Annotated in this window: 25 protein-coding genes; 13 read left to right on the top strand and 12 right to left on the bottom strand. The window is 71.1% G+C overall.

The window, feature by feature from the left end; translation table 11 throughout:
• Positions 1-25 precede the first annotated feature (25 nt).
• Genes ACGFI7_RS28030 through ACGFI7_RS28000 form a run of 7 tightly spaced genes read right to left on the bottom strand, consistent with a single transcriptional unit; the run spans position 26 to position 7,259 of the window.
• Positions 26-1,135, bottom strand: coding sequence for a P1 family peptidase (locus ACGFI7_RS28030; protein ID WP_393409696.1), 1,110 nt, complete (start codon positions 1,133-1,135; stop codon positions 26-28).
• The gene (locus ACGFI7_RS28025; protein WP_393409695.1) at positions 1,132-2,313 is read right to left on the bottom strand and encodes a M20 family metallopeptidase; all 1,182 of its coding nucleotides are present in this window, start codon (positions 2,311-2,313) and stop codon (positions 1,132-1,134) included. The genes ACGFI7_RS28030 and ACGFI7_RS28025 overlap by 4 nt, the downstream gene beginning before the upstream one ends.
• Complete coding sequence (locus ACGFI7_RS28020) at positions 2,310-3,110, bottom strand: ATP-binding cassette domain-containing protein (protein ID WP_393409693.1); 801 nt, start codon at positions 3,108-3,110, stop codon at positions 2,310-2,312. The genes ACGFI7_RS28025 and ACGFI7_RS28020 overlap by 4 nt, the downstream gene beginning before the upstream one ends.
• Positions 3,073-3,993, bottom strand: a complete 921-nt coding sequence (locus tag ACGFI7_RS28015; RefSeq protein WP_393409691.1) for an ABC transporter ATP-binding protein — start codon at positions 3,991-3,993, stop codon at positions 3,073-3,075. The genes ACGFI7_RS28020 and ACGFI7_RS28015 overlap by 38 nt, the downstream gene beginning before the upstream one ends.
• Entirely contained in the window at positions 3,980-4,813 is an 834-nt protein-coding gene (locus tag ACGFI7_RS28010) for an ABC transporter permease (RefSeq protein WP_393409689.1), read from the bottom strand. Before ACGFI7_RS28010 ends, ACGFI7_RS28015 begins: the two co-directional genes overlap by 14 nt.
• Entirely contained in the window at positions 4,810-5,757 is a 948-nt protein-coding gene (locus ACGFI7_RS28005) for an ABC transporter permease (RefSeq protein ID WP_393409687.1), read from the bottom strand. Before ACGFI7_RS28005 ends, ACGFI7_RS28010 begins: the two co-directional genes overlap by 4 nt.
• Positions 5,754-7,259, bottom strand: coding sequence for an ABC transporter substrate-binding protein (locus tag ACGFI7_RS28000; RefSeq protein WP_393409685.1), 1,506 nt, complete (start codon positions 7,257-7,259; stop codon positions 5,754-5,756). Before ACGFI7_RS28000 ends, ACGFI7_RS28005 begins: the two co-directional genes overlap by 4 nt.
• 86 nt (positions 7,260-7,345) lie before the next feature.
• On the opposite strand from ACGFI7_RS28000, the gene ACGFI7_RS27995 reads away from it, so the two are divergent.
• From ACGFI7_RS27995 to ACGFI7_RS27980, 4 genes are all read left to right on the top strand, one after another.
• The gene (locus ACGFI7_RS27995; RefSeq protein WP_393409683.1) at positions 7,346-8,101 is read left to right on the top strand and encodes a FadR/GntR family transcriptional regulator; all 756 of its coding nucleotides are present in this window, start codon (positions 7,346-7,348) and stop codon (positions 8,099-8,101) included.
• Between the two features lie 49 nt (positions 8,102-8,150).
• Positions 8,151-9,101, top strand: coding sequence for an adenylate/guanylate cyclase domain-containing protein (locus ACGFI7_RS27990; protein ID WP_393409681.1), 951 nt, complete (start codon positions 8,151-8,153; stop codon positions 9,099-9,101).
• A 36-nt stretch (positions 9,102-9,137) separates the two neighbouring features.
• Positions 9,138-10,106, top strand: coding sequence for an LLM class flavin-dependent oxidoreductase (locus tag ACGFI7_RS27985; protein WP_393409680.1), 969 nt, complete (start codon positions 9,138-9,140; stop codon positions 10,104-10,106).
• Between the two features lie 368 nt (positions 10,107-10,474).
• Entirely contained in the window at positions 10,475-11,512 is a 1,038-nt protein-coding gene (locus ACGFI7_RS27980) for a helix-turn-helix domain-containing protein (RefSeq protein WP_393409679.1), read from the top strand.
• Between the two features lie 476 nt (positions 11,513-11,988).
• Here the strand turns inward: ACGFI7_RS27980 and ACGFI7_RS27975 are convergent, their stop codons facing one another.
• A complete protein-coding gene (locus tag ACGFI7_RS27975; protein ID WP_393409677.1) occupies positions 11,989-12,222 on the bottom strand; it encodes a hypothetical protein in 234 nt (77 codons plus the stop codon).
• 335 nt (positions 12,223-12,557) lie between these two features.
• Here ACGFI7_RS27975 and ACGFI7_RS27970 point away from each other — a divergent pair, with 335 nt between their 5' ends.
• The 6 genes from ACGFI7_RS27970 to ACGFI7_RS27945 all read left to right on the top strand — a co-directional run bounded on the left by ACGFI7_RS27970 (position 12,558) and on the right by ACGFI7_RS27945 (position 18,928).
• On the top strand, positions 12,558-13,610 hold the full coding sequence (locus ACGFI7_RS27970) for a helix-turn-helix domain-containing protein (RefSeq protein ID WP_393409676.1): 1,053 nt from the start codon (positions 12,558-12,560) through the stop codon (positions 13,608-13,610).
• A gap of 412 nt (positions 13,611-14,022) precedes the next feature.
• On the top strand, positions 14,023-14,973 hold the full coding sequence (locus tag ACGFI7_RS27965; RefSeq protein ID WP_393409674.1) for a hypothetical protein: 951 nt from the start codon (positions 14,023-14,025) through the stop codon (positions 14,971-14,973).
• 38 nt (positions 14,974-15,011) lie between these two features.
• The gene (locus ACGFI7_RS27960; RefSeq protein WP_393409673.1) at positions 15,012-15,506 is read left to right on the top strand and encodes a GNAT family N-acetyltransferase; all 495 of its coding nucleotides are present in this window, start codon (positions 15,012-15,014) and stop codon (positions 15,504-15,506) included.
• 40 nt (positions 15,507-15,546) lie between these two features.
• Positions 15,547-17,067 carry an acyl-CoA synthetase gene (locus ACGFI7_RS27955; protein ID WP_393409671.1) on the top strand — a complete coding sequence of 507 codons (1,521 nt, stop codon included), beginning with the start codon at positions 15,547-15,549 and terminating at the stop codon, positions 17,065-17,067.
• Positions 17,068-17,093: 26 nt separating this feature from the next.
• Entirely contained in the window at positions 17,094-17,840 is a 747-nt protein-coding gene (locus ACGFI7_RS27950) for a DNA-formamidopyrimidine glycosylase family protein (RefSeq protein ID WP_393409670.1), read from the top strand.
• A 26-nt stretch (positions 17,841-17,866) separates the two neighbouring features.
• The gene (locus ACGFI7_RS27945; RefSeq protein WP_393409668.1) at positions 17,867-18,928 is read left to right on the top strand and encodes a spore photoproduct lyase family protein; all 1,062 of its coding nucleotides are present in this window, start codon (positions 17,867-17,869) and stop codon (positions 18,926-18,928) included.
• 66 nt (positions 18,929-18,994) lie between these two features.
• On the opposite strand, the gene ACGFI7_RS27940 is transcribed toward ACGFI7_RS27945, so the two are convergent.
• The 4 genes from ACGFI7_RS27940 to ACGFI7_RS27925 form a co-directional block, all read right to left on the bottom strand.
• A complete protein-coding gene (locus tag ACGFI7_RS27940) occupies positions 18,995-19,477 on the bottom strand; it encodes a hypothetical protein (RefSeq protein WP_393409666.1) in 483 nt (160 codons plus the stop codon).
• 150 nt (positions 19,478-19,627) lie between these two features.
• Complete coding sequence (locus ACGFI7_RS27935) at positions 19,628-20,023, bottom strand: DUF6069 family protein (RefSeq protein ID WP_393409664.1); 396 nt, start codon at positions 20,021-20,023, stop codon at positions 19,628-19,630.
• Positions 20,020-20,673 (bottom strand): VC0807 family protein, encoded by a 654-nt coding sequence (locus ACGFI7_RS27930; RefSeq protein ID WP_393409663.1) that lies wholly within the window; start codon positions 20,671-20,673, stop codon positions 20,020-20,022. Before ACGFI7_RS27930 ends, ACGFI7_RS27935 begins: the two co-directional genes overlap by 4 nt.
• The gene (locus ACGFI7_RS27925) at positions 20,670-21,272 is read right to left on the bottom strand and encodes a TetR/AcrR family transcriptional regulator (RefSeq protein WP_393409661.1); all 603 of its coding nucleotides are present in this window, start codon (positions 21,270-21,272) and stop codon (positions 20,670-20,672) included. Before ACGFI7_RS27925 ends, ACGFI7_RS27930 begins: the two co-directional genes overlap by 4 nt.
• A gap of 96 nt (positions 21,273-21,368) precedes the next feature.
• Here ACGFI7_RS27925 and ACGFI7_RS27920 point away from each other — a divergent pair, with 96 nt between their 5' ends.
• The 3 genes from ACGFI7_RS27920 (at position 21,369) to ACGFI7_RS27910 (ending at position 24,911) form a co-directional block, all read left to right on the top strand.
• Positions 21,369-22,472 (top strand): glycerophosphodiester phosphodiesterase family protein, encoded by a 1,104-nt coding sequence (locus ACGFI7_RS27920; RefSeq protein WP_393409659.1) that lies wholly within the window; start codon positions 21,369-21,371, stop codon positions 22,470-22,472.
• 30 nt (positions 22,473-22,502) lie between these two features.
• Positions 22,503-23,912 carry a tetratricopeptide repeat protein gene (locus ACGFI7_RS27915; RefSeq protein WP_393409658.1) on the top strand — a complete coding sequence of 470 codons (1,410 nt, stop codon included), beginning with the start codon at positions 22,503-22,505 and terminating at the stop codon, positions 23,910-23,912.
• 180 nt (positions 23,913-24,092) lie between these two features.
• A complete protein-coding gene (locus ACGFI7_RS27910) occupies positions 24,093-24,911 on the top strand; it encodes a PIG-L family deacetylase (protein ID WP_393409657.1) in 819 nt (272 codons plus the stop codon).
• Positions 24,912-25,150: the final 239 nt, after the last annotated feature.

Below are 25,150 nucleotides of genomic sequence, written 5' to 3'. Positions count from 1 at the left end.
TCCCCCTTGCTGATTCTTCGCGCTTCTACGGCGTACGCGTCGCGCTCGGGAACACGTCGAGATAGGCCGGCGCGCCCTCCCTGCCGGTGGCGCCCAGCACGGCGTGCGCCACGGCCCGGCTGAACACGTCGGCCCCGGCGGCGAGCAGGTCGTGCAGGTCGTGCGGGTTCGGCGACTCGCCGGGCTCGGTCCCGGCCGGTCCGTCGGTCCGCTGCCCGTACTCCCGCCGTTCGCCGCGCGGCTCGGGCAGCACGCAGGTGGCGACCCCGAAGACGGTGTCGCCGTCGACCATGGTGTGCGCCGGGCGGATGGCGCGGGCCAGGCCGTCGTGCGCGACGGCGGCCAGCTTGCCGCACTGGGCCTTGGTGAGGGTGAGGTCGGTGGCGACGACGCCGATCGTGGTGTTGAGCGAGGTCACCTCGCCGGGCCGCCAGGCCGCGGTCTCCTCCTCGCTCGGCTCGCGCAGGTGGTCGAACTCTCCGGGCAGCCCGTATCTCGCCCCGGCCAGCCGGCCGCCGACGGGGTCCAGCACGGAGCCCGCGGCGTTCACCACGGCCAGGGCGGCGACGGTGGCCCCGGAGGGCAGCACCACGCTCGCGGTGCCCACCCCGCCGGCCAGCCCGCCGGCCATCGCGCCGGCGCCCGCCCCGACGGACCCGCTGGCGTGGCCGGGCGCGGTCGACGCCGAAGAGCCGTCGCCGGTCGTCCCCGCGCGCACGGCCGCGTCGTAGGCGGCCGCGCCGAAGGCGGCGTCCGGGGTGGCGCGGAAGGAGCCGCCGCGGCCGAGGTCGAAGATGACCGCCGCGGGGACGATGGGCACCACCCCGCCCTCGACGGGGAACCCGGTCCCGGCGTCGGCGAGCCGGGACATGACGCCGCAGGCCGCGCTCAGCCCGAAGGCGCTGCCGCCGGTCAGCACGATGGCGTGCACCCGTTCCACCAGGTTGCGCGGGTCGAGGAGCTCGGTCTCGCGCGTGCCGGGTGCGGCCCCGCGGACGTCCACCCCGGCGGCCATGCCGCCCTCGGGGGCCAGCACGACGGTGGTGCCGGTGCGGTAGCCGCCGCCGGTCCGGTGGTGGTGGCCGACGCGCAGGCCGGCCACGTCCAGCAGGGAGTTGGTGGGCCCGGGGGTCACGCCGGGTCCCGGGTGAGGAAGCGCCGTGCGGCCTCGGCGAACACCCGGGTGCAGGTGACGATCTCGGCCACCTCGACGTACTCGTCGGCCTGGTGGGCGATCCACTTGCCGCCCGGCCCGTACACGACGGACGGGATGCCGCCCCAGTGGGTCAGGACGGTGCCGTCCGTGGAGCCGGGCACGCCGCCGTAGACGGGCTCCTCGCCGGTGACGTCCCGGTGCGCGGCGGCCAGCGCGGCCACCACCGGGTCGCCGACCGGCACGTCCACCGGTGGCCGGTCGACCAGGATGGACACCTCGGCCGTGATCCCGTCCCAGGCGGCCAGGGCGGCCACCCGGTCGGCGACGTCCTTGTGCTCGACGCCGGGGATCGTCCGCACGTCGACGAAGACGGAGGCGGTGGCCGGGATGACGTTGACCTGCTCCTCGGTGCCGGCCCGGACCACGGTCGGGGTCACGTACACCTCGCCGAGGTGCTCGTGGGCGGGGAAGCGTGCCTGCAGCTCGGCCTGGAGCTCACGGAGCCCGGTGAGCAGCGCGCCGACGGCCTGGACGGGGTTGCGGCCGTGCTGCGGCATCGCGCCGTGCGCCATCTTGCCGGTGAAGTCGACGCGCAGCCGCAGCGCGCCCTTGGCGACGGCGCAGATCTCGCCGGCCTCCGGCTCGGCCACGATGGCGCCGTCCACGTCGGCGGCCAGTCCCTGGTCGACGAAGTGGTGGGCGCCGATCATGAGCCCTTCCTCGTCGGCCAGCGCGCACACCTTGATCCGTCCCGGGAACGGTCCAGCGAGCTGCAGCGCGCGGGTCGCGTACAGCGTCGCGGCCAGGCCGGACTTCATGTCGGCGCTGCCGCGGCCCCACAGCCTGCCGTCGCGGATCTCGCCGCCGAACGGGTCGACGGTCCACTCCGACAGGTCGCCCTCGGTGACGACGTCGGTGTGGCCCTCGAACATCAGGGTGGGCCCGTCACCGCCGCCGCCCTCGACCACGGCGACCACGTTGGGCCTGCCGGGCGCGGCCTCGTACACGACCGGCTCCCAGCCCCACTCGCGCATCCTGGCGGCGACCAGGTCGGCGGCGGGCTGCTCGTTGCGGCCGCGCGCCGGGTCGTTGGTGCTGGGGATGCGGACCAGCGCCTGGGTGAACTCGACGACGCCCTGCGCGTCCACTTCGATCACAGCAATCCTTCCAGAGTCGGTACGGCCTGCAGCAGCGCCCGCGTGTAGGGGTGGCTCGGCTCGATCCAGATGTCGTCGACGGCGCCCGTCTCCACGACCTCGCCGGCGTTCATGACGGCGACCGTCTCGCACACGTGGCGGACGACGGACAGGTCGTGCGAGACGAAGACGAGGGTGAGGCCGAGCTCGTCGACGAGGTCGGCCATCAGGTTGAGGATCTGCCCGCGTACGGACACGTCCAGCGCGCTGACCGGCTCGTCGGCGACGAGCACCTTGGGGCGGGGGGCGAGCGCGCGGGCGATGGCGATGCGCTGGCGCTGGCCGCCGGAGAACTGGTGCGGGTAGCGCTCGGCGGCGGCGGCCGGCAGCCCGACCGCGTCCAGCAGCTCGGCGACCCGGCCGCCGACGGGCTCGCCGAGGGCGACGAGCGGCTCGGCGACCAGGTCGCGGACCCGCATGCGCGGGTCGAGCGAGCTCATCGGGTCCTGGAAGACGATCTGCAGGCTGTGGCGCAGGAAGCGCAGCCGCCGCTCCGGCAGCCCGGTGATCTCCCGGCCGTCGAACCGGATGGAACCGGCGGTGGGCTTGTCGAGCCCGCACAGCAGCCGCAGCAGCGTGGACTTGCCGGAGCCGGACTCGCCGACGATGCCGAACCGCTCGCCCTTGTGCACGGTCAGCGACACGTCGCGCAGCGCGCGCACGATCCCGGCCGGCTTGCGGAGGGAGGTGCGGGGCCGGTGGTAGACGCGGGTGAGGTGGCTAACCTCGATCAGCGGGGTGCCAGCATGCGTGGGCATGGCCCTCTCCTGTCAGCGCAGGGACCTTCTCGCACGCGGGGTCGGCGTGCGGGCAGCGGTTGCGGAAGACGCACCCGTCGGGGAACTGCCCGGCGGGCGGGACGCTGCCCTTGATCGTGGGCAGGCGGGTGCCGCGCGGCGTCAGCTTGGAAGCGGCCAGCAGGCCCTCGGTGTAGCGGTGGCGGGGCCGGCTGAACACCTCGCGGATCGGGCCGCTCTCCACGACGCGTCCCCCGTACATGACCAGGACGCGCTCGCAGACGGAGGCGACCACGGCCAGGTCGTGGGTGATGAACAGGAGCGCGGGCGCCACCTCGGCGATGAGGTCGAGCATCTGCTTCTGCACGGTCACGTCGAGCGCGGTGGTGGGCTCGTCGCAGATGAGCAGCTCGGGCTCGTTGGCCAGGGCGATGGCGAGCATGACCCGCTGGCGCTGACCGCCGGAGAGCTGGTGCGGGTACGCGCGCGCGACCTGTTCGGGGTCGGGCAGGCGGACCCGGCCGAGCAGCTCGACGGCGCGGACGCGGGCCTGGTCGCGCGGCTTGCCGTGCAGGGTCATGACCTCGGCGACCTGCGCGCCGACCCGCATGAGCGGGTTGAGCGCGGTCATCGGCTCCTGGAACACCATGGACATGGCGTTGCCGCGCAGGTCCTTGACCCGCGACTCGGGCACGCCGACCAGGTCGCGGTCGCGCAGGCGGGCCTTCCCCGCGGCGGCGACGCCCTCGGGCAGCAGGCCCATGAGCGACAGCGCGGTCAGCGACTTGCCGGAGCCGGACTCGCCGATGAGGCCGACCCGCTCGCCGGGCCCGATCCGGAACGACACGTCGTGCACGAGCTCGACCGTGTGCGCGCGCACGGTCAGCCCCTCAACGCTCAGCACGGATCCTCCTGAGCTTGGGGTCGAGGTAGTCGCGCAGGCCGTCGCCCAGCAGGTTGAAGCCGAGCACGGCCAGCGCGATCGCCAGGCCGGGCCACAGGGCCAGGCGCGGCGTGGAGAACAGCAGTTCCTGCGACTCCTGCAGCATGCGCCCCCAGGACGGGGTCGGCGGGCGGGTGCCGAAGCCGAGGAACGACAGCGCGGCCTCGGCCAGGATGGCGATGGCGAACGACACCGACGCCTGCACGATCAGCATGGAGCCGATGTTCGGCAGCACGTGCCGGAACGCCACGGGGAGGCGGCGGCGGCCGGCCGCGCGGGCGGCGAGGATGTAGTCCGTCACCATGACCTGCAGGGTGGCGGCCCGGGCGACCCGGGCGAAGGCGGGCACCGTCGCCACCCCGATGGCGATCATCGCGGTGAGCGTGCCTGCCCCGTACACGGCGCCGAGCATGACGGCCAGCAGCAGCGCGGGGAACGCGAACACCAGGTCGTTGACCCGCATGATGAGCTCGGACAGCCAGCGCCAGCCGGTCATCCCGGCGATCATGCCGAGCGGGGTGCCGATCAGCGCGGCGATGCCGACGGCCACGATGCCCACGTAGAGGGTGGTGCGCGCGCCCACCATGAGCTGGCTGAAGGTGTCGCGGCCGAACTTGTCGGCGCCCAGGAGGTAGCCGCCGCCGGGGTCGCGCAGCTTGTTGGCGGCGTCGACGTGCACCGGGTCGTGCGGCGTCCACACGAACGACAGCAGCGCCAGCAGCACGACCAGGCCGACCAGGACGCCGCCGGCGATCAGGCTCGCGTTCAGCCGGCCCTTCATCGTGCCCCCCGCAGCCGCGGGTCGAGCGCCGCGTAGGCCACGTCGACCAGGAAGTTGATCAGTAGCACGGCCACCACCAGCACCATGACGACGCCCTGCACGAGCAGCAGGTCACGGCCCGCGACCCCGTTCAGCAGCAGGTCGCCGAGGCCGGGGATGACGAACACCCGCTCCACCACGACCGCGCCGATGAGCAGCGTGGCCAGTTGCAGGCCGAGCACGGTCACCACCGGGACGGAGGCGTTGCGCAGCCCGTGCCGCCAGAGCGCGCCCATCCGGCCGCGGCCCTTCGCGCGGGCGGTGCGCAGGAAGTCCTCGCGCATCACGTCCAGCACGGCCGAGCGGACGTAGCGGGTGAGCACCGCGCCCTGGACGAGGCCGAGCGACAGCCACGGCAGCAGCAGGCTGCGGAACCACTCCACCGGGTCCTCGGCCAGCGGCACGTAGCCGCCGGACGGCAGCGCCTGGGCCTGCACCGCGAACACGAACACCAGCAGGATGCCCGCCAGGAACGCCGGGATCGCGATGCCCACCTGGCTGACGGCGCTGATGGCGACGCCCAGCGGGTTGCGGTGGTGGACGGCGGCGAACGTGCCGGCCGGGACCGCGATCAGCAGGGCCACGAGCATGCCGCCGCCCACCAGCACGACGGTGACGAGGAGCCGGTCGCTGATCTGCGGCCCGATCGGCGCGCTGGTCACGTACGAGGTGCCGAAGTCTCCGGTGGCCAGCCCGCCGAACCAGTCGAGGAACTGGGTCACCGGCGGCCGGTCGGTGCCGAACTGCGCGCGCAGCTGGGCCACCGCCTCGGGGGTCGCGTTCACGCCCAGCGCCACCTCGGCCGGGTCGCCGGGCAGCACGGCCATGAACGCGAACACCAGCACGCCCGCGGCCGCGGTGCTCACCAGGAACACCGCGGCCCTTTTCAGCAGGTACAGGATCACTGCTTGGCGAGCCCGGTGAAGTCGAAGGACTCCGAGATGGCGTTCTTCGGCAGACCGGTCACGCCCTTCTTCGCCACGATCAGGTTGGGGAACAGGAACAGGAAGTCGGCAGCCGCGTCGTCGGACAGCAGCTTGGCCGCCGCCTTGTAGTTGTCGGTCTGCTCCTGCTCGGTGCCCTCGTCGGCGGCGGCGAGCAGCTTGCCGAACTCGGGGTTGTCGTAGCGGAAGTAGTAGTCCTTGTTGGCGAAGATGCTGATGTCGCGGGGCTCGACGTGGTTGATGATCGACAGGTCGTAGTCGGCCTTGGTGAACACCGCGTCCAGCCAGCGGGCGGGGAACTCCAGCGGCTCGATCTCGGCGTTGATGCCGACCTGGGCGAGCTGCGACTTCACGACCTGCGCGCTGGCGACCGCGTACGGCAGGTTGGGGATGCGCATCTTCACGTCGTACGTCTTGCCGCCCAGCAGCTCCTTGGCCTTGGCGACGTCGTGCGGGTAGTCGCCGGTGCGGTCCTCGTACCACGGGTCGGTGGGCGGCACCATCGAGCCGATCAGCTGGCCGCGCCCGGCCCAGGCGGTGTCGAGCAGCGCCTGGTGGTCGATGGCGTGGCGGACGGCCTGGCGCACCTTCTTGTCGTTGAACGGCGGCCGGCTGTTGTTCAGCGACAGCACCACCTCGCCGTTCGTGGTGCCCTCGATGGTCTCGAACCGGTTGGGGTCGGCGAACTGCTGCAGCGACTCGGGCGCCTGGACCGCGGAGATGACGTCGATGCCGCCGGTCAGCAGCGCGTTGTTGAGCGCCGTGGCGTCCTTGAAGTACTTGAGCGTCACGGACGAGATCTGCGGCTTGGTGCCCCAGTAGCCGGCGTTGGCGTCGAGGCGGATGTGGTCGCCGCGGCGCCACTCGCCCAGCTTGTACGGGCCGGTGCCGACGGGGGTGTTGGCCAGGTCGGAGACGCCGGTGCGGCTGAACATCGCGCCGAGCCGGGTGGCGATCGTGTAGAGGAAGCTGTTGCTGGGCTTGGAGAGCGTCACGACCGCGGTGGTGTCGTCCTTCTTCTCCACCTTCTCGACCACGTCGAGCTGCGAGGTGATCTTCAGCTTCCAGTCGGTCTTCAGCCGGTCGAAGGAGAACACCACGTCGTCGGCGGTGAAGGCGGCGCCGTCGCTGAACTTGACGCCCGGCCGCAGGGTGAAGGTGTAGGTCTTCCGGTCGTCGGAGACCTCCCACTTCTCGGCCAGCAGCGGGACGATCTTGCCGTCCTGGTCGAGCTTGACCAGGCCCTCGTAGACGTTCACCAGCAACGCCTGCGGGATGGCGGCGCCCTCTGTCGAGGTGAAGTCGAGGTTGGCCGGCTCGGCCACGAACCCGACTGACAGTTTCTGCTCCTGAGGGGCCTGCTGCTCGCCGCCCGCGGTCCCGGAGCCGCCGCCCCCGCCGCCGCAGGCGGCGATGCTCAGCAGGAGACCGCCCGCGGCGATCCAGGTCCCGATTCGCCTCATGTCCTTCAGCCTCCTGGCTAGTGCACTGGTCTGACCAGTAGGCTGCACATTGCCAGTCCGCTACGGCTCAGGTCAAGGGGGCTTCAATGGGTGGTCCACGGTTCGAGCCGGTGCGGACCGTACGCGCTTACGAGCGGATCGTGGAGCAGATCGAGAACGCCGTCGAGACGGGGGCGCTCACGCCCGGTCAGCGTCTGCCGAGCGAGCGTGAGCTCATGGCGCAGTTCTCGGTGAGCCGCTCCACGGTGCGCGAGGCGCTGCGCGTCCTGCAGGCGCGCGGGCTCGTCCAGTCGCGCCCCGGAGACCCCAACGGGGCCGAGGTGCAGCCGTTCTCCCCCGCCGCATTACACAAGTCGATGACCACGCTGGCCCGGGTGGACGAGCTGTCGCTGGGCGAGCTGGTGCAGTTCAGGATGGTGCTGGACGCCTCGGCCAACCTGCTGGCGGCGCGGCTGCGCACCGACGAGCAGCTCGCCGAGATGGACACGGCCATCGAGCGGATGCGCAAGGCGGCCGAGGTCAGCTACGACGAGTTCAGCGCGGCCGACGTGGCCTTCCACGACGCGGTGGCGCGGGCCTCGCGCAACAAGCTCATCCAGATCAGCACCGACGTGGTCCGGTCGATCGTGGTCGGCCTCATCGCGGGCAAGATCGCCTCGTCGGACGACCGGGTGGCGCTCATGCGGCGCAGCATCCGGCACCACGAGGAGGTGCTGGCCGCGGTCCGCGCCGGCGACGGCCCGCTGGCGGCCAGGCTCTCGCGGGAGACGATGTACGACTACTACGCCGACTACGTCGCGCCCGCCGAGCGCGCGGCACTGCGGGCACTGCTGGAGGAGTGAGGGGTAGCGCCTGCGGTGCAATCCAGGTAAAGAGTGTTATGTTGCACCCGTGGCTGGGGAGGAGTCGGTGGCCGAAGCGTTCCTGCGCGAGCCCCGCCGCTACACCAGCCACCAGGTGGCCGAGATGGCGGGGGTGCCGGTCTACCGCGCCCGGCGGTTCTGGCGGGCGCTCGGCTTCGCCAACGTGGCCGACGACGCGGTGGAGTTCACCGACTCCGACGTCGAGGCGCTCAAGACGCTGCTCGGCATGGTCAGCGACGGCGTCTACGACGAGGAGCACGTGCTGCTCATCGCCCGCTCGCTCGGGCGGGCCACCGCCAGGCTCGCCGAGTCGCAGGCGGAGCTCGGCGCCGAGGCGCTGGACCAGGCGGGAGTGCCGCTGGCCGAACGGCCCAGGGCGTGGCGCCGGCGGGCCGAGCGGGTGGTGCCCGACCTGGCCAAGCTGCTGGTCTACTCCTGGCAGCGCCAGCTCGCCGCGGCGGCGGGCCGGCTGGCGGTGCAGGACCTGCACGCGGCCCGGGTCACGGTCGGGTTCGCCGACCTGGTCGGGTTCACCCGGCTGAGCAGGCAGATCACCGAGACCGAGCTGGCGGCACTGGTCGACAGGTTCGAGGGCCGCTCGGCCGACGTCGTCACCTCGCACGGCGGCCGGGTGGTCAAGACGCTGGGCGACTCGGTGCTGTTCGTGGCGGACAAGTCGCACGTGGCCGCCGACATCGGGCTGCGGCTGGTCGAGACGCACGCCAAGACCCGTGGCATGCCTGAGCTGCGGGTGGGCCTGGCGGCCGGGCCGGTGGTGTGGCGGATGGGCGACGTCTTCGGCACCACGGTCAACCTGGCCAGCCGCCTGACCGCGCTGGCCCTGCCGGGCACGATCCTGGCCGACCCGCAGACGGCCGAGGACCTGGAGCACGACCCGGCGTTCCGGCTGCGGGCGGTGGACCGGCTGTCGGTCCGCGGCCTCGGCGAACTGGCCCCCTTCACCGTGTCCCGCGCCTGACGGAACATTTCTCGTCCGCCCTTGTTGCACCGTTACATGACACCGCTCTCGATCCTGGACCGTTCGCTGATCCGGCAGGGGCAGACCCCGGCGGAGGCGCTGCGCGACACCGTGCGCTTCGCCCGCCAGGCCGAGGAGCTGGGCTACCACCGGTTCTGGGTGTCGGAGCACCACAGCGTCCCCGGCGTGGCGGGGTCGGCGCCGACCGTGCTGGCGGCGGCCGTCGCCGCGGCCACCTCCCGCATCCGGGTCGGCACCGGCGGCGTGATGCTGCCCAACCACCGGCCGCTGCTGGTGGCCGAGCAGTTCGGCGTGCTGGAGTCGCTCCACCCGGGCCGCGTCGACATGGGGCTCGGCCGGTCGGTGGGGTTCACCGGCGGCATCCGCAAGGCGCTCGGCCACGGCAAGGAGGCCGCCGACGACTTCCCGTCGCAGCTGGCGGAGCTGCTCGGATTCTTCACGGGCGAGCAGGACGCCTACCCGGGCGTGCACGCGCTGCCCGCCGAGGGCCTGCGCCCGCAGGTGTTCGTGCTCGCCATGAAGTCGGGCGCGGACGTCGCCGCCGCGCACGGCCTGCCCCTGGTGATCGGCGGCTCCTCACCGGCGGAGGCCGCCGCCCGCTACCGCGCCGCGTTCCGGCCGTCCGCCTGGAGCGCGGCCCCGTACGTGATGGTGGCGGCGAACGTCGCCGTCGGCGAGACCGCCGAACGGGCGGAGCTGCTGCACCTGTCCGAGGCGTGGGCCACCGCGCACTCGCGGGTCCGCGGCGTCTTCCCGCCGCTGCGCCCGCCCGGGGACATCCTGCGGATGGACCTGCCGGAGCGCGAGCGCGCGCTGCTGGAGGACGCGCGCAAGGGCCGGATCGGCGGGACGGAGGACGAGGTCGCGGAACGGCTGCACGACCTGGTGACGGTGACGGGCGCCGACGAGATCCTGGTGACGATGAACACCTACGACCAGGACGACCGGCTGGACTCCTACCGGCGGCTGGCCCGCCTGGCGTGAGCGCCCAGCTCACCGGCCGGCCGTCAGCCGAGCTCCAGGATGAGCGCCACCTGCGCGATGAGCACGACGGCGAGCGCGACGACCATGAGGGACGCGCGAAACAGCGCGGTGACGACTCTGCCGAGCGGCCGAGATCACGGCCCAGCCGGCGAGGACGGCCAGGAGGTAGAGGAGGCCACGTGCCATCGCGACGCCCTCGGGGCTGGCGATGGTGGCCACGAACGGGGGCGGGGCCGAGGTGACGAACATGGTGGGTCCTTGTGGGTCGGCATCGAAGGGCCTTGGTCTGTACGCTGAACTTCGGTTGAATTTCAGCGCTTCCCTCGCTTTGACGCATTGAGGTGTTGCACCTCGGATGGGGGGTCCTCATGGCGGATTCCGGCCAGGCCCTAGCGCACCGGCTCCGGCAACTGCGCGTCCAGCAGTGGCCCGACAAGAGAATCAAGCAGCCGCAGCTGGCCCAGGCGCTCAATGTCAGCGTCCCCCTCATCTCGTCGTGGGAGAACGAGGCCAACCCCAAGGTGCCGCCGGTCTCCCGCCTGGAGGCCTACGCGCTGCTCTTCTGCAGCCACCGCTCGCTCAGGGCCGACGACCTGGTCCCCCTAGCCGAGGCCGAGCTGACCATGGAGGAGTCACAGCTGCGCGACAAGCTGCTGCAGGAACTGCTCGACCTGCGCGCCGCCGCTCTCAACCACGGGCCGTCGCCGTCGAGCGCCCCCGCGGTCGCCAACCCGTGGCAGTTCGACGACGGCAGGCAGGTCGTCATCGTCTGCACGCGACTGCCCGACTCGTGGCTGGCGCGCATGCCGTACGTCGACCCCGACGACCCGCACCACATCGAGCTCTACACCTACGCCGACCTCGACTCGCTGTTCGAGCTGCACGGGCACATCCGGGCCTTCAACCCCGCGAGCGAGATCCGCCGCCACACCGCCAAGGAGCTGGAGCCGGACGACCTGACCTCCCATCTCGTGCTCCTCGGCGGCGTCGACTGGAACGACCTGACCACCGACGTCTTCCAGGTGCTCGATCTACCGGTGCGGCAGATCAACGACTGGGAGAGCGAGAACGGCCCCTACTTCTCCCACGGCGACCGGCACTTCTCCCCCACGCTGACCGACGGCATGCTCCGCGAGGACGTGGCGCTGTTCTACCGCGGGCCGAACCCCTACAACTCCCGGCGCACCCTGACGATCTGCAACGGCATGTACGGCCGCGGCACGCTGGGCGTGGTGAGGGCGCTCACCGACACCAAGTTCCGCGACCGCAACACCGAGTGGATCCACGAGCGCTTCGGCGACGGCGAGGCCTACGCCCTGCTGAGCAAGGTCCGCGTGGTCCGTGGCCAGGTCATCACCCCCGACTGGACGCTCGACGAATTGAGGCTGGTCGAATGGCCTGATTAGCTGCGGAACATGCCCCACGCCTACCGTGCCGTCGGCGGAGCGCTGGTCGTGGAGACGGTGCGCAACTCGTCTGCCGCCGGTTCTGGATGACGAAGCATCACAGAGTTCCGGGTGTGGCGGGGTCTGCGCGGACCATGGTGGCGGCACCCACCTCCCGCATGGTGGGCACCGACCCCTGGTGGCCGGGCAGTTCGGCGTGCTGGAGTCTCTGTATACACCGCGCCCGCGTCGATATCCTGCGGCTGGACCTGTTTGAGCGCGAGCGCGCGCTGCTGGATGACGCCCGCAAAGGCCGGATCGGCGGGACGGCGGACGAGCTCTCGACGCGGCGGCGCGACCTGGCGACTGTTATGGGCCCGGTCCTCGTGACGATGAGCACCTACGACCCGGATGACCGCCTGGAGTCGTGCGGGCGGCTGCCCTGCCTGGCGTGGCGAGACGGGCACCTCGTCGCGCCCATCCCGACGGGCGGGCCGTCAGCCGAGCCGCAGTATGAGCGCCAGTTGCGCGATGACCACGACGACGACCGCGCCGACGGCGGCGAGGGCGACGACCACGAGGGTCGCGCGGAGCAGCGCGGTGACGGCTTTGCCGAATTGACGGATCGCGGCGATGGCGATCCAGACCGCGACGATGGCCACGAGGTAGAGGAGGCCACGCGCCATCGCGACGCCGTCGGGGCTGGCGATGAGGGCTACGGTGACGGACATATGAGGTCCCGTGGGTCGGCGTGAAGGGCTCAGTGGATGCCGGCGCTCCTGGTGGGTCGGACCTGGAAGTGCCTGCCTGTTCACGAGGGTGCGCTCGCCTGGCCTGGAGTAGCGGCGGATCTCTCATCAGGACCCCATCACTGAACTTCAGTTAATCTTCAGCACTTGACTGAATATTCCCTACTTTCCGAGCGTCAATCCTCCTCGCGGTAGGTCTATCTGGACTACAGTGATCCTTCCACTGCATGTGGCGGGCACAGCCTGTGCTTATGTCATCGCCATCACTGCAGGAAGAGGTTTACTGAAGGTGTTGAACCTCGGATGGAGGTGTCCTCATGGCAGATTCCGGCCAGGCCCTGGCACGTCGGCTTCGGCAGTTGCGCCAGCAGCAGTGGCCCGACCAGAAGATCACACAGCCACAACTGGCCCGCGCGCTCGAGGTGAGCGTCCCCCTCATTTCTTCATGGGAGAGTGACGCCGCCCCCAAAGTGCCGCCTGTCTCGCGGCTAGAGTCATATGCCGCCCTGTTCAGCACATCCCGATCCCGCGGCGGGGAAGCGCTGCGCATCCTGAACGACTCAGAGTTGACGCCCGAAGAATTGCGACACCGCGAAGAACTGCGCTCAGAATTGCTGAGATTGCGCGCCGAAGCGTTGGGCCGGACCTCGGAAGAACTGTCAGAGAAGGATCTGTGGGTGTTCAACGACGGCAAACCCATCACCATCGTCTGCGGGCAGTTGCCGGACGACAAACTAGACAGCATGCCGTACACAAAACCCGAAGACCCCGACTACGTCGAAGCGTACAACTTCGCCGATCTTGACGCGCTGTTCGAGCTTTACCGTCATGTCAGCGTGCTCAATCCCCATGCCGAGATTCACCGGCACACCACGGCGACTCTCAAAGCGGAGCACCTCAACGGGCATCTCGTGCTCCTCGGCGGCGTGGACTGGAATCCCAGAACCCGCCGCCTCCTAGAGGATCCGGACCTTCCGGTGAACCAGGTGAGCGACTGGGAGCACGCCCCAGAAGGCACGTATTTCGAAGTGCGCGAGGGCGAGTATCAACTGAAATTCCATCCCGTGCTCAACGCCGAAGGCATTCTCCAGGAGGATGTGGGTCACTTCTATCGCGGCCCGAACCCGTATCGAGGCGACTCCACGGTCACCATGTGCAACGGCATGTACGCGAGAGGAACCCTGGGCGTGGTCAAGGCACTCACGGATCGGAGCGTGAGAGAGGCCAACACGGCGTACCTCCAACGTCGTTTCCCCGGTCAGGCAGCGTTCAGCCTGCTCACTCGGGTGATCGTCATCGACAACCGTGTGCTGGCCCCCGACTGGAACACACCCGTCAACAGATTGCACGAATGGCCTCCGAGCGCGTGATCGACGAAACCGGCCATCGAGTCGCCCAAAGGGCTTCAGTTACACTTTGCTTGGTTCAGGTGCGGGTCGAAATCACCAAAGAGAGAACAGAAGGTCCGAGACTCGTCGGATGGCCTGACCGAACGGCGCCCATGACTCGTGACCGAAATCACGTGGTCCCCCTATCAACTCCGGAGTCCTCGCATTGTCGCCTCCGCGCTCCGCCAGTTCGGCCCAACAATTTCACCACTCCTCACATCTGCAACTACTGCCAACGCCGCACACCCCTCCGGGTGGGGGCAACGTCGATGCGATCGTGGTGCCTACCGCGCGCCCCAGCCGCTACCTGGAGCACGCCGCCGCGATAGCCCGCGAACTGGGGTGCCCTCTGATCGCCTTGTGCAGCGGCAGGTGGACGAGTGCGGAACGGGTGATGATGTGGGCCGACGCGGGCTCCGAGATCATCGCCATCGATTTCCCTGGAGAGCAGGCAGTAGGTTTACCCGCTTTCGAGACATCGAGAGTCCTGCCGCCGAGGCTGCGCCGCAGCACCGACACCGCCGCCAAGCGCAACCTGGCTCTCGCGCTGGCCGTCATGGTCAAGTGGCCACGCATCGTCTTCCTCGACGACGACATCGAAGTAAGCTCACCCGACGATCTACGTGGCGCGGCGGGACTGCTCGACCGCTACGACGCCGCGGGGCTGTCGATCGGCGGGTTCCCCGACAACTCCGTGGTGTGCCACGCCTATCGGCTGGTCGGCGGAGCGCAGGAGTCGTTCGTGGGCGGCGGCGCTCTTGCGGTGCGAACCTCGCGCGGCCCGGCATTCTTCCCGGACATCTACAACGAGGACTGGTTCTACCTGCTTGAGGAGGACGGCCTCCGCCGGCTCGCCATCACCGGCGAGGTCAAGCAGGCACGCTACGACCCCTTCCGCACGCCCGAGCGAGCGAGGTCAGAGGAACTGGGGGACACACTGGCTGAAGGCGTTTTCTGGCTCTTGGACGAGGGCAGGTCCGTGCGCGACGCCGACCTCCGGCACTGGCGAATGTTCTTGGGGCGACGCCGCACATTCCTCGAGCACGTCCTGGAACACCTGCCCGAAGCGCAGGTAGAAACCGCAGAACGACATCGCATCAAGGAGGCGATGAAGGCCGCGCGGGGCCGGCTAGCCCTCATCCCGCCCGAGCTATGCCTGGCCTACCTGGACGCCTGGCGTAATGATCGCAAGTTGTGGTGCGACTTCGTGGGAAGACTCCCCCACGTCTCCACCGTCGAGGAGGCGCTTCCCCTCCTCGCGAGGCCCGGTCAGCCGTTGAAGGCGCTGACAAATCATCATCGGTTGGCTCGGCACCGTGCAAGATTCGGGCATCTAGCGGTATGAAACTCAATACCATGCTTCATGTCCGGATTCGAGCGGCCGTGGACGGGGATCTCGCTGCCCTGGTGAACGCCCTGGGGCAGGAGCCGTACTTCCGGGCGCAGCTGGACCGCCAGCGCGAACGGCACGGGGTGCTGCTGGTGGCCTGGCACGGGTTCGACCCGATCGGGGACGTGTACCTCTGGCTCGACCAGGCCGAGGAGCCGGAGCTGCGGGAGCGGCTGCCCGGGGTGCCGCTGCTGACCCATCTGGAGGTGGCTCCCGCGTACCGCAACCGGCGGATCGGCACCCGGCTGATGGACGCCGCCGAGGAGCGGTTACGCGGTCTCGGCCACGACCGGGTCGCCCTGGGCGTGGACCCGCGGAACGACCGGGTGTGGCCGCTCTACCGGCGGCTCGGGTACGAGGAATGGCCGCATCCTCCCGTACCGACCACGCGCCGGATCTACCTGCCCGGCGGGCGGGTCGAGCAGGTGCCCGACGTGTGCCGGATCCTGGTGAAGGACCTGCGTGAACCACGGGCGGGCGAGGGTTAGTATTCCCGAACGATATTCGGCCAAGTGAGGGATGTCCGGTATGACGACTCGCCAGCATGCCATCGGAGACCTGCTGCGCCGCTCCGCGGCCCGCCATCCCGCCAAGACCGCCATCGTGTACGGGGAACTGCGGCAGAGCTACGCCGACCTGGACCGCACGGTGAACCGGACCGCCAACGCGCTGGCCGCGCGGGGCGTGCGCAAGGGCGACAGGTTCGCGATCCTCTCGCACAACAACCACGCCTTCGTGGTCGCCTACTTCGCGCTGGCCCGGCTGGGCGCGATCTCGGTGCCGATCAACTTCATGCTGGGCCCGCAGGAGGTCGCGTACATCCTGGAGCACGCGGGCGCGACCGGGATGCTGGTGGAGGAGGCGCTGCTGCCGGTGGCGCGGAGCGCGGCGGGCGAGCGGGTGACGGTGCGCGGCGTCATCGGCGCGGGCCAGGACGGCTGGGAGCCGGTCGCCGACTGGATGGCGCACGGCGACGACGCCGAGCCGCAGGTGGAGATCGGCGACGACGACCCGATCCAGCTCATGTACACCAGCGGCACCGAGTCCCGGCCCAAGGGGGCGACGCTGTCGAGCCGGAGCCTGATCTCCCAGTACGTCACGTGCCTGGTGGACGGTGAGATGAGCGGCGACGACGTGGAGGTGCACGCGCTGCCGCTGTACCACTGCGCGCAGCTGCACTGCTTCCTCACGCCCGGGATCTACCTGGGGGCGACCAACATCGTGCTGGCCGGCGCCGACCCGGCGGGGATCCTGGCGGCGATCGAGGCGGAGCGGGCCACCAAGCTGTTCTGCCCGCCGACGGTCTGGATCGGCCTGCTGCGTCATCCCGACTTCGACCGCCGTGACCTGTCGTCGCTGCGCAAGGGCTACTACGGCGCCTCGATCATGCCGGTCGAGGTGCTGAAGGAGATCGCGGGGCGGCTGCCGGAGGTGCGGCTGTTCAACTTCTACGGGCAGACGGAGATGGCGCCGGTGGCCACGATCCTGCGGCCGGAGGAGCAGCTGACCCGGCTGGGCTCGGCCGGGAGGCCCGCGCTGAACGTGGAGACGCGGATCGTCGGCGACGACGACCGGCCGCTGCCGCCCGGCGAGGTGGGCGAGATCGTGCACCGCAGCCCGCACGCCATGCTCGGCTACTGGAACGACCCGGAGAAGACCGCGGAGGCGTTCCGGGGCGGCTGGTTCCACAGCGGCGACCTCGGCGTGATGGACGTCGACGGCTACCTGTCGGTGGTCGACAGGAAGAAGGACATGATCAAGTCGGGTGGCGAGAACGTGGCCGGCCGCGAGGTCGAGGAGGCGATCTACCAGCACCCGTCGGTGGCCGAGGCCGCCGTGTTCGGGGTGCCGGACGAGCGGTGGATCGAGGCCGTGACGGCCGCGGTCGTGCTGCGCGAGGGCGCGAGCCTCACCGCCGAGGAGCTGATCGCGTTCCTGCGCGGGCGGCTGGCCCCGTTCAAGACGCCCAAGCAGGTCCGGTTCGTCGCCGCGCTGCCCAAGAACGCCAGCGGCAAGGTGCTCAAGCGGGAGCTGCGCGAGGCGTTCTGACCGCCGCGCCGGGTAGACCCGGAGGTATGCCGGAGGGACACCTGGTGCACCGCTACGCGGACGAGCAGCACGAGGCGCTGGCGGGCCGCACGGTGCGGGCCGCCTCGCCGCAGGGCAGGTTCGACGCGGCGCCGTACGACGGGCGGGCGGTGGCGCGGGTGGAGGCGCTCGGCAAGCACCTGCTGTACGTGTTCGACGGCGCTCCGGCCGTGCACGTGCACCTGGGCATGCGGGGGCTGTTCCTGCGCAGGGACGATCCTGAGGCGCCGCCGCGGAGCGGGACGCGGCTGCGGCTGGCCACGGACGCGGTGGCGTTCGAGCTGATCGCCCCGTCCCGGTGCGAGCCCCTGACGGACGGCGAGGTGGCCGCGCTGGCCGGGTCGCTCGGCCCGGACCCGCTCCGGCCCGGCGCCGACCGGCGGGAGGCGGTGCGCCGGATGACCGCGTTCGCCGGCCCGGTCGGGGCGGCGGTGCTGGACCAGGGCGTGTGGGCCGGGATCGGCAACGCGTGGCGGGCGGAGCTGCTGTTCCTGGCCGGCCTCGACCCGGACGCGCGGGGCGTGGGCGAGGAGACGGCCGGGCGGCTGTGGGACGACGCGGCCCGCTATCTCGCGCTCGGCCGGGACGCCGGGCAGGTGGTCAGCGACCCGCGGGCGCCGGACGAGCGGTGGGTGTACAAGCGGGAGACCTGCCGCCGCTGCGGCGCCCCCGTCCGCACCTGGACGCTCGCCTCCCGAACCGCCTACGCGTGCCCCGTTGACCAGGGAAGATAACGCTCCGTCAGGATGTTGCACTGGAAATGCGCGACAACCTGCTCGACATCCGCCGCATCTATGTCGAACCCGCCGCCGCCGAGCTGCCGCGCGGCCGGGAGGTGCTCGGCAGCTTCCCGGAAGCCGAGCTGGTCGAGGTGGAGCGGCACGATCGCATCCCCGAGCTGTACGGCGACGAGACCAACGTGGCGCGCTGGGTGCGGATCAAGACCGAGGCGCTGGTGCTGGGCACCAAGAAGTCGCTGACCGCCCGGCCCAACGGCCGCTCCAGCGACTTCATCGCGCCGTCGACGGCCAACGGCTGCGCGATGGCGTGCGCGTACTGCTACGTGCCGCGCCGCAAGGGCTACAGCAACCCGATCACGGTGTTCGCCAACATCGACAAGATCGTCGGCTATCTGGCCAGGCACGCCGCCCGCCAGGGCGTCAAGCCGGAGCCCGACCAGGTGGATCCGCACGCCTGGGTGTACGACATCGGCGAGAACTCCGACTGCTCGGTGGACGCGACGATCTCCCGCAACGTGCGCGACCTGGTGGAGTTGTTCCGCGGCCTGCCGAACGCCAAGGCGAGCTTCGCCACCAAGTACGTCAACCGCGACCTGCTCGACTGGGATCCGCGGGGGCGCACCCGGATCAGGTTCAGCCTGATGCCGGAGGCAGACTCCAAGCTGCTCGACATCCGCACCACCCCGGTGGCCGAGCGCATCGCCGCCATCGACGACTTCGTGGCGGCCGGCTACGAGGTGCACGTCAACTTCAGCCCGGTGGTGGTCAGGGACGGCTGGCTGGAGGACTGGGCCGAGCTGCTGGACCAGCTCGGCGACGGGATCGGCGCGGCGGCCCGGGAGCGGCTCGCCGCCGAGGTGATCTTCCTTACCCACAACGACCGGCTGCACGAGGTCAACCTGGGCTGGCATCCCAAGGCCGAGGAGCTGTTGTGGCGGCCGGACCTGCAGCAGCCCAAGCGCTCGCAGACCGGCGGCTGGAACGTCCGCTACCGCACCGGGCACAAGGGCCGGTACGTGGCCGCGCTCACCGACCTGATCGGCGAGCGCCTGCCCTTCTGCCGGGTCCGGTACGCCTTCTGACCACGCATCCGGGCATGAGAACGGGCCGGAGGCGCCTTCGCCTCCGGCCCTGATTGACACCGCTGGTTAGAACGGCGCGTTGTTCACCGAGTTGACCTTGATCCCCGTGATCTTGATCTGCTTCATCCGGACCGTCGAGGTGCCCGAGGGCTTGGTGCACGCGAACGTGAACAGCCCGTTGCCGGTGAAGTTGTGCACCACGTTGAGCGCCACGGTCTGCTGCGAGTGCGGCGGCAGCGTGACGAACGCGTGGTCGGTGTCGGCGCCCGCCTCGGCGCTGACAAGGCAGGTGTACTGGATCGCCGTGTTGCCCGTGTTCTCGGCCGTCAGCTTGACGCTGACGGTGTACGGCCCGCTGAAGATGGCCTGGTTGAACGACGGGCTGATCGAGTTGACGTGGACCAGCTCGTTGTTCCAGCGACTGATCACCTCGGGCGGCGCGGCCTCGGCGGCCACGGTGTTCCCTGCCAGCAGCGCGCCCGCCGCCGCTGCCACCACCAGGGTGGAGGCGATGCGCAGACGGCGCGACGCGGTCGAAGGCATGGACATGAAGGGTCTCCTTCTGGAAAGGGTGGCCCCGCGGACGGTCGCCGCGGGGATCGGCACCCCTCCGGCGGCCGAGGCGGTTGCCTGCCGGGGCGTGCACCAGGGGAACGTAGCCCGGCGCCCGCACCCGCGACCGCGCCAAAGTGCGCGGACTCAGCGCGTCGTTGGCCGTGGTTCCACGGCGCGTTCCGTGCCGCGCATGCCGAGGATGATCACCGCTCCGGCGGCCAGGTGCATCAGGGCGAGGGTGATCTGCGAGGCCGGGTTCACCCCGCCGAGCGGGCCGGCCAGCGAGAGCACGAGGACGACGGCGGCGATCCAGGTCCACAGGGTGCGGGCGCGCCGGGTGAGGCGTTCGAGCAGGGCCAGCAGCCCCCAGCCGGCCAGCCCCGCCACGACGGTGGCGACCACCACCGCAACCGGCCCGACCTCGGTGAGTGCGGCTCCGGTGCGGGCGGCCAGCTCGACGCCGGCGATCGGGACGGCCACGACCCAGATGGCGAGGGTGGCCGCGACGGCGATGCCGATGGGCGCGATGCGGGTGCTCATGCGAGCCTCTCTTTCCTGAGCGGCTCGTACAGGCTGCTCCAGCTGTTGAAGAGCCCGCTCATGATGTAGTGGACATTCGTGATGATCATGGTGATGAGGGTGGCGGCCACGTACAGCAGAGTCCCCGCCACCCGCACCGTGTCGGCGGGCAGCATGTAGGCCATGGCCACCCGCGCGGCCGCGTCGAGCAGCAGCGCGACACCCCAGATGACGGACGACACCCGCCAGATCCGGCGGAAGCGGGGCAGCCGCTCCCAATAGACCTCCCACCGCTCGCGCACCGGCCCGACCGGGTAGCGGCGCTCCAGCAGGGGCCGGGTGAACGCGTAGGCGAGCGGCCTGGACATCCTGATCGAGGCCAGGAACCAGAGGCCGGCGGCGCCGGTGACCCAGCCCTCCTTGGCCAGCAGCATGCGCTCGTCGCCGCTGAACAGCGAGATCACCACCGCGACGGCGAGCATGGCGGTGAAGAACGCGCTCAGCCCGTCGAGCCGGCGCTCGCGCAGCAGGGTGCGGGCGGTGACGGCGGCCGACAGCAGCGTGTCGGCCAGCAGCGCCACCTGGACGCTCACCCCGGCGGCGCGCAGCCCGTAGTACAGCACGACGGGGGCGCCGAGTGCGGCCACGATCGTCGGCCATCGCCTCGTCATGGGCCCGCCCGGGTGGCCAGGTCGAACGTCGTCTCCAGCTCACGCGCCGTCAGCTCCAGGTCCAGATCGGGCTTGGCGCGCAGCAGGAACGGCAGGCCGTCGAGCGAGCGCTGGATCGTGGCGGCCATGACGAACGGGTCGAACGGGCGGAACTCCCCCCGCTCCTGGCCGTCGCGCAGGATCGCCTCCAGGTGGCCGAGGGTCTGTTTCTCCTCCTGCGGACCGTAGGAGCCGGCCTCTCCCGGGTGGCTGAGGAAGATCGTCATGAGGGCCTCCATCTGGTCGCGGTGCGCGGCGTTGTACGCGACGATGCCGCCGATGTAGGCGCGCAGCCGGCCGCGGGCGTCGGGCTGCGCGCTCACCCGCTCGTGCATGAACCGCCCGAGCTCGCCGAGCACGTGCCCGACCACGGCGGCCATCAGCTCGTCCTTGCCGGCGAAGTGGTAGGAGATCAGCCGCGTGCTGCTCAGCTCCGCCCGCTCGGCGATCTTCGCGAACGAGGTCTGCCCGTAGCCGAGCCGCCCGAGGGTCTCGATGGTCGCGGCGATGATCTGCGCGCGCCTCGCGTCCCCGGTGAACGTCCGCTTTCTTACTTGCATAAGTAAACAGTAACTCATTCAAGTAAAAACCGGAAGTCCCCCTCCCGTCCGCCTCGCCGCCATGACGGGGCCACCCGGCGGGTCTACCGTTCGCGCATGAGCATCCGCAGCCTGATCGCGAGTGTGCTGGCCGTGCTCTCGGCCGGTACCGTCGCCCTCGTGGCGACCTCATCGACCTCCGCCGCGACGGCCGCCGACCGCGGCCGCCGCGCCCAGCCGCCCCTGGTCATCGGCCATCGCGGCGCCAGTGCCCACCGCCCCGAGCACACGCTGCTCTCGTACGAGGCCGCGATCGCGATGGGCGCCGACTACATCGAGCCCGACCTCGTCTCCACCGGCGACGGCGTGCTCGTCGCCCGGCACGAGAACGAGATCTCGCAGACCACCGACGTGGCCGGGCGGCCGGAGTTCGCCGCCAGGCACACCACCAAGACGATCGACGGCCGCCAGGTGACCGGCTGGTTCACCGAGGACTTCACGCTCGCCGAGCTGAAGACCCTGCGGGCCAAGGAGCGGGTGCCCGACCTGCGCCCGGACAACACCGCCTTCGACGGGCTGGCCGAGATCCCCACGTTCCAGGAGGTCGTCGAGCTCGCGCTGCGGCACGGCGTGGGCGTCTACCCGGAGACCAAGCACCCGACGTACTTCGACTCCATCGGCCTGTCACTGGAGGAGCCGCTGCTGGAGACGCTGGAGCGCAACCGCGTGCGCGAGGCGTACATCCAGTCGTTCGAGACCGCCAACCTGCGCGAGCTGTCCCGCCGGACGCGGCTGCCGCTCATCCAGCTCATCGGCGCGAGCGGCGCCCCCTACGACTGGGCCGCCGCCGGAGACGGCCGCACCTACGACGACATGGTCACCCCGGCCGGCCTGCGCGAGGTCGCCAAGTACGCCGACGGCATCGGCGTCGACACCCGGCGGGTGCTGCCCGTCGACGCCGGCGGACGCACCGGGGAGCCGACGACCCTGGTCCGTGACGCCCACCGGGCGCGGCTGGACGTGCACGTGTGGACCGTCCGCAACGAGAACTCCCAGCTCCCCGCTGATTACCGGCTGGGCGACCCGGCGAGCCCCGCCCACCCGCGCGCCACCGGCGACGTGATGGGCTTCCTGGCCCGGATGCTGGAGCTGGGCGTCGACGGCGCCTTCTGCGACGACCCGGCGATGGGCCGCGCGGTCATCGCCCGGCACACCCGCTGACACCCGAGGCGGGTTGCCTATAGTGCCTGCATGACGACTGACGCCCGGATGATCGCCGACCGGCAGGGGCTCGCCCTGAGCGGGGCAGGGCGGGCCGCCGCCCGTCACTACGACCGCGCGGTCGACGCGCTGCTGCACTTCCGCGCCGAGGTCGACACCGAGACGTCCGCCGCGCTGGCCGAGGCGCCCGACTTCCCCATGGCCCAGGTGCTGAGCGCCTACCTCGGGCTGCTCACCACCGAGCCGGCGCACGCCCGCACGGCCAGGGAACGCTTCGCCGCCTTCCTCGGCCGTACGGACCCCACGGCGTGGTCGCCGCGCGAGCGGGCGCACGCCGAGGCCGTCGGCGCGCTGCTCGGCGGCGACTTCACCCGCTGCGGCACGCTGCTGGCGCGCATCTCCGAGCAGTACCCGCGCGACCTGCTCGCCCTGGCCGCCGGGCACCAGATCGACTTCTTCACCGGCGACGCCCGCTCCCTGCGCGACCGGATCGGCGGCGCGCTCAGCGCCTGGCACCACGACGACCCGCACTACGGTCACCTGCTCGGGATGTACGCGTTCGGGCTGGAGGAGGCCGGTCACTACGACCGGTCCGAGGAGGTCGGGCTGCGGGCCGTCGAGCTGAACCGGTACGACGTGTGGGGCGTCCACGCGGTCGCGCACACGTACGAGATGCAGGGACGCTTCGGCGACGGGAGCCGCTTCCTCGACGCGCGGGTCGGCGACTGGTCCACCGGGACGTTCCTCAACGTGCACACCTGGTGGCACTACGCGCTGTTCGCGCTGGAGCGCGGCGACACCGGCCGGGCGCTCGACATCCACGACGCGGTGATGTCCGACGGCGAGACCGCGATGCAGCTGCTCGACGCCTCCGCCCTGCTGTGGCGGCTCTACCTCGAGGGCGACACGCGGCACGACCGGTGGCGGGCGCTGGCGGACGCGTGGCCGGCCAAGATGGACGAGGCGTGTTACGCGTTCAACGACATGCACGCGGTCATGGCGTACGTGGGAGCCGGCCGCATCGGCGAGGCGGAGCGGCTCATCGCGGCGCGGGAGGCCTATGTGCGCGAGCCGCGGCCCGGAGTCAGCAACCAGGCGATGACCGAGCGGGTGGGGCTGCCGGTGTGCCGGGCGCTGGTGGCCTACGGGCGGGGCGACCACGACCGGGTCGTCGACCTCCTCCATCCGATCAGGCACCGGGTGAACGAGTTCGGCGGCAGCCATGCGCAGCGTGACGCGGTGCAGAAGACGCTGCTGGAGTCCGCGCTGCGGGGCGGGCGGCACGACCTCGCGCGGGTGCTGGTGAGCGAGCGGGTGCACGTGCGGCCGTGCAGCCCGTTCAACTGGCTGAAGCAGGCGGCCCTGGCCGAGGCGATCGGCGACCGCGCCGCCGCGGCGGCCGCGCACGAGGAGGCGGCGCGCCTGACCCGGGCGGAGTGACCTTCACGGCGCGGCGAGGGACAGGCTCGCCGGGATGGCGTCGAACGCGTCCGGCAGGCGCTCGACGAGGGCCTGCCGGACGCGTGCCGGCCGCCATCACCGCCCGCGCCGACGCCGAACTCGCCACCGCCTGACTCGCCTCTCGGGGGAATGTCGGCGGCGCCGAGTAGGGTTTCGGCCATGGATCGCAGACTGACCTTGATGGCCGTGCACGCCCACCCCGACGACGAGTGCCTGAGCACGGGCGGGGTGCTCGCCCGATACGCCGCCGAGGGCGTCCGCACCGTCCTGGTCACCTGCACCAACGGCGAGCAGGGCGACGGCCCCGGCGGGGTGAAGCCCGGCGAGCCCGGCCACGACGCCGACGACGTCGCCCGGCGGCGCCTGGCCGAGCTGCGCGCCTCGGCCGACCATCTCGGCATCGAGCATGTCGAGCTGCTCGGCTACCGCGACTCCGGCATGGCGGGCTGGTCGACCAACGACCACCCCGACGCCTTCGCCAACGTCCCGGTGGAGACGGCGGCCGCCCGGCTGTCGGAGCTGATGGCCCACTACCAGCCGCAGGTCGTGGTGACCTACGACGAGACGGGCGGCAGCGGCTACGGCCATCCTGACCACGTCCAGGCCCACCGCATCGCCGTCGCCGCCACCGACGACAGCGGCGTCCCCGCCAAGCTCTACTACACGGCCATCCCCCGCTCCGCGATCAAGAACATGGCGGCCACCCTGCGCGAGTCGGGCGTCGAGGTGGACTTCGAGCCGGGCGACGACTTCGGCACCCCCGACGAGCTGGTCACCGCCGTCGTCGACGTCTCCGCCTACGTCGACCGCAAGCTCAAGGCCCTGGAGGCGCACGCCAGCCAGGGCGAGAACATCTTCCCCTTGCGCATGCCCCCCGAGGCCCAGCAGCAGGTGTTCTCCCACGAGGCGTTCACCCGCGCGATGAGCCGGGTCAACACCCCGGCACACGAGGACGACCTCTTCACCGGCCTCCGCTGACGGGGCTCGCGCGTCTCCGGCCGCTTCTTACGGCCCCTGCTCGCGTTCAGCCCGGCCCGGCCCGGCGCTGACCTGGCATGCGTCGGCCTGGTCTGCGCGTAGCTGGCCTGCGTAGCTGGTCTGCGCGTAGCTGGTCTGCGTTGATCCGGCAGACGCCGATCCGGCCTCCGTTTGCCCGCCTGAGTTGAGCCGCCTGCGCTTTCGCGGTAGTACAGCGGGTAGCTCTCGTACAACCCCGA

The sequence above is a fragment of the Nonomuraea sp. NPDC048826 genome, assembly GCF_043198225.1.
Classification (GTDB): Bacteria; Actinomycetota; Actinomycetes; order Streptosporangiales; family Streptosporangiaceae; genus Nonomuraea.
This window is presented reverse-complemented; position numbering and strand designations above follow the sequence as displayed.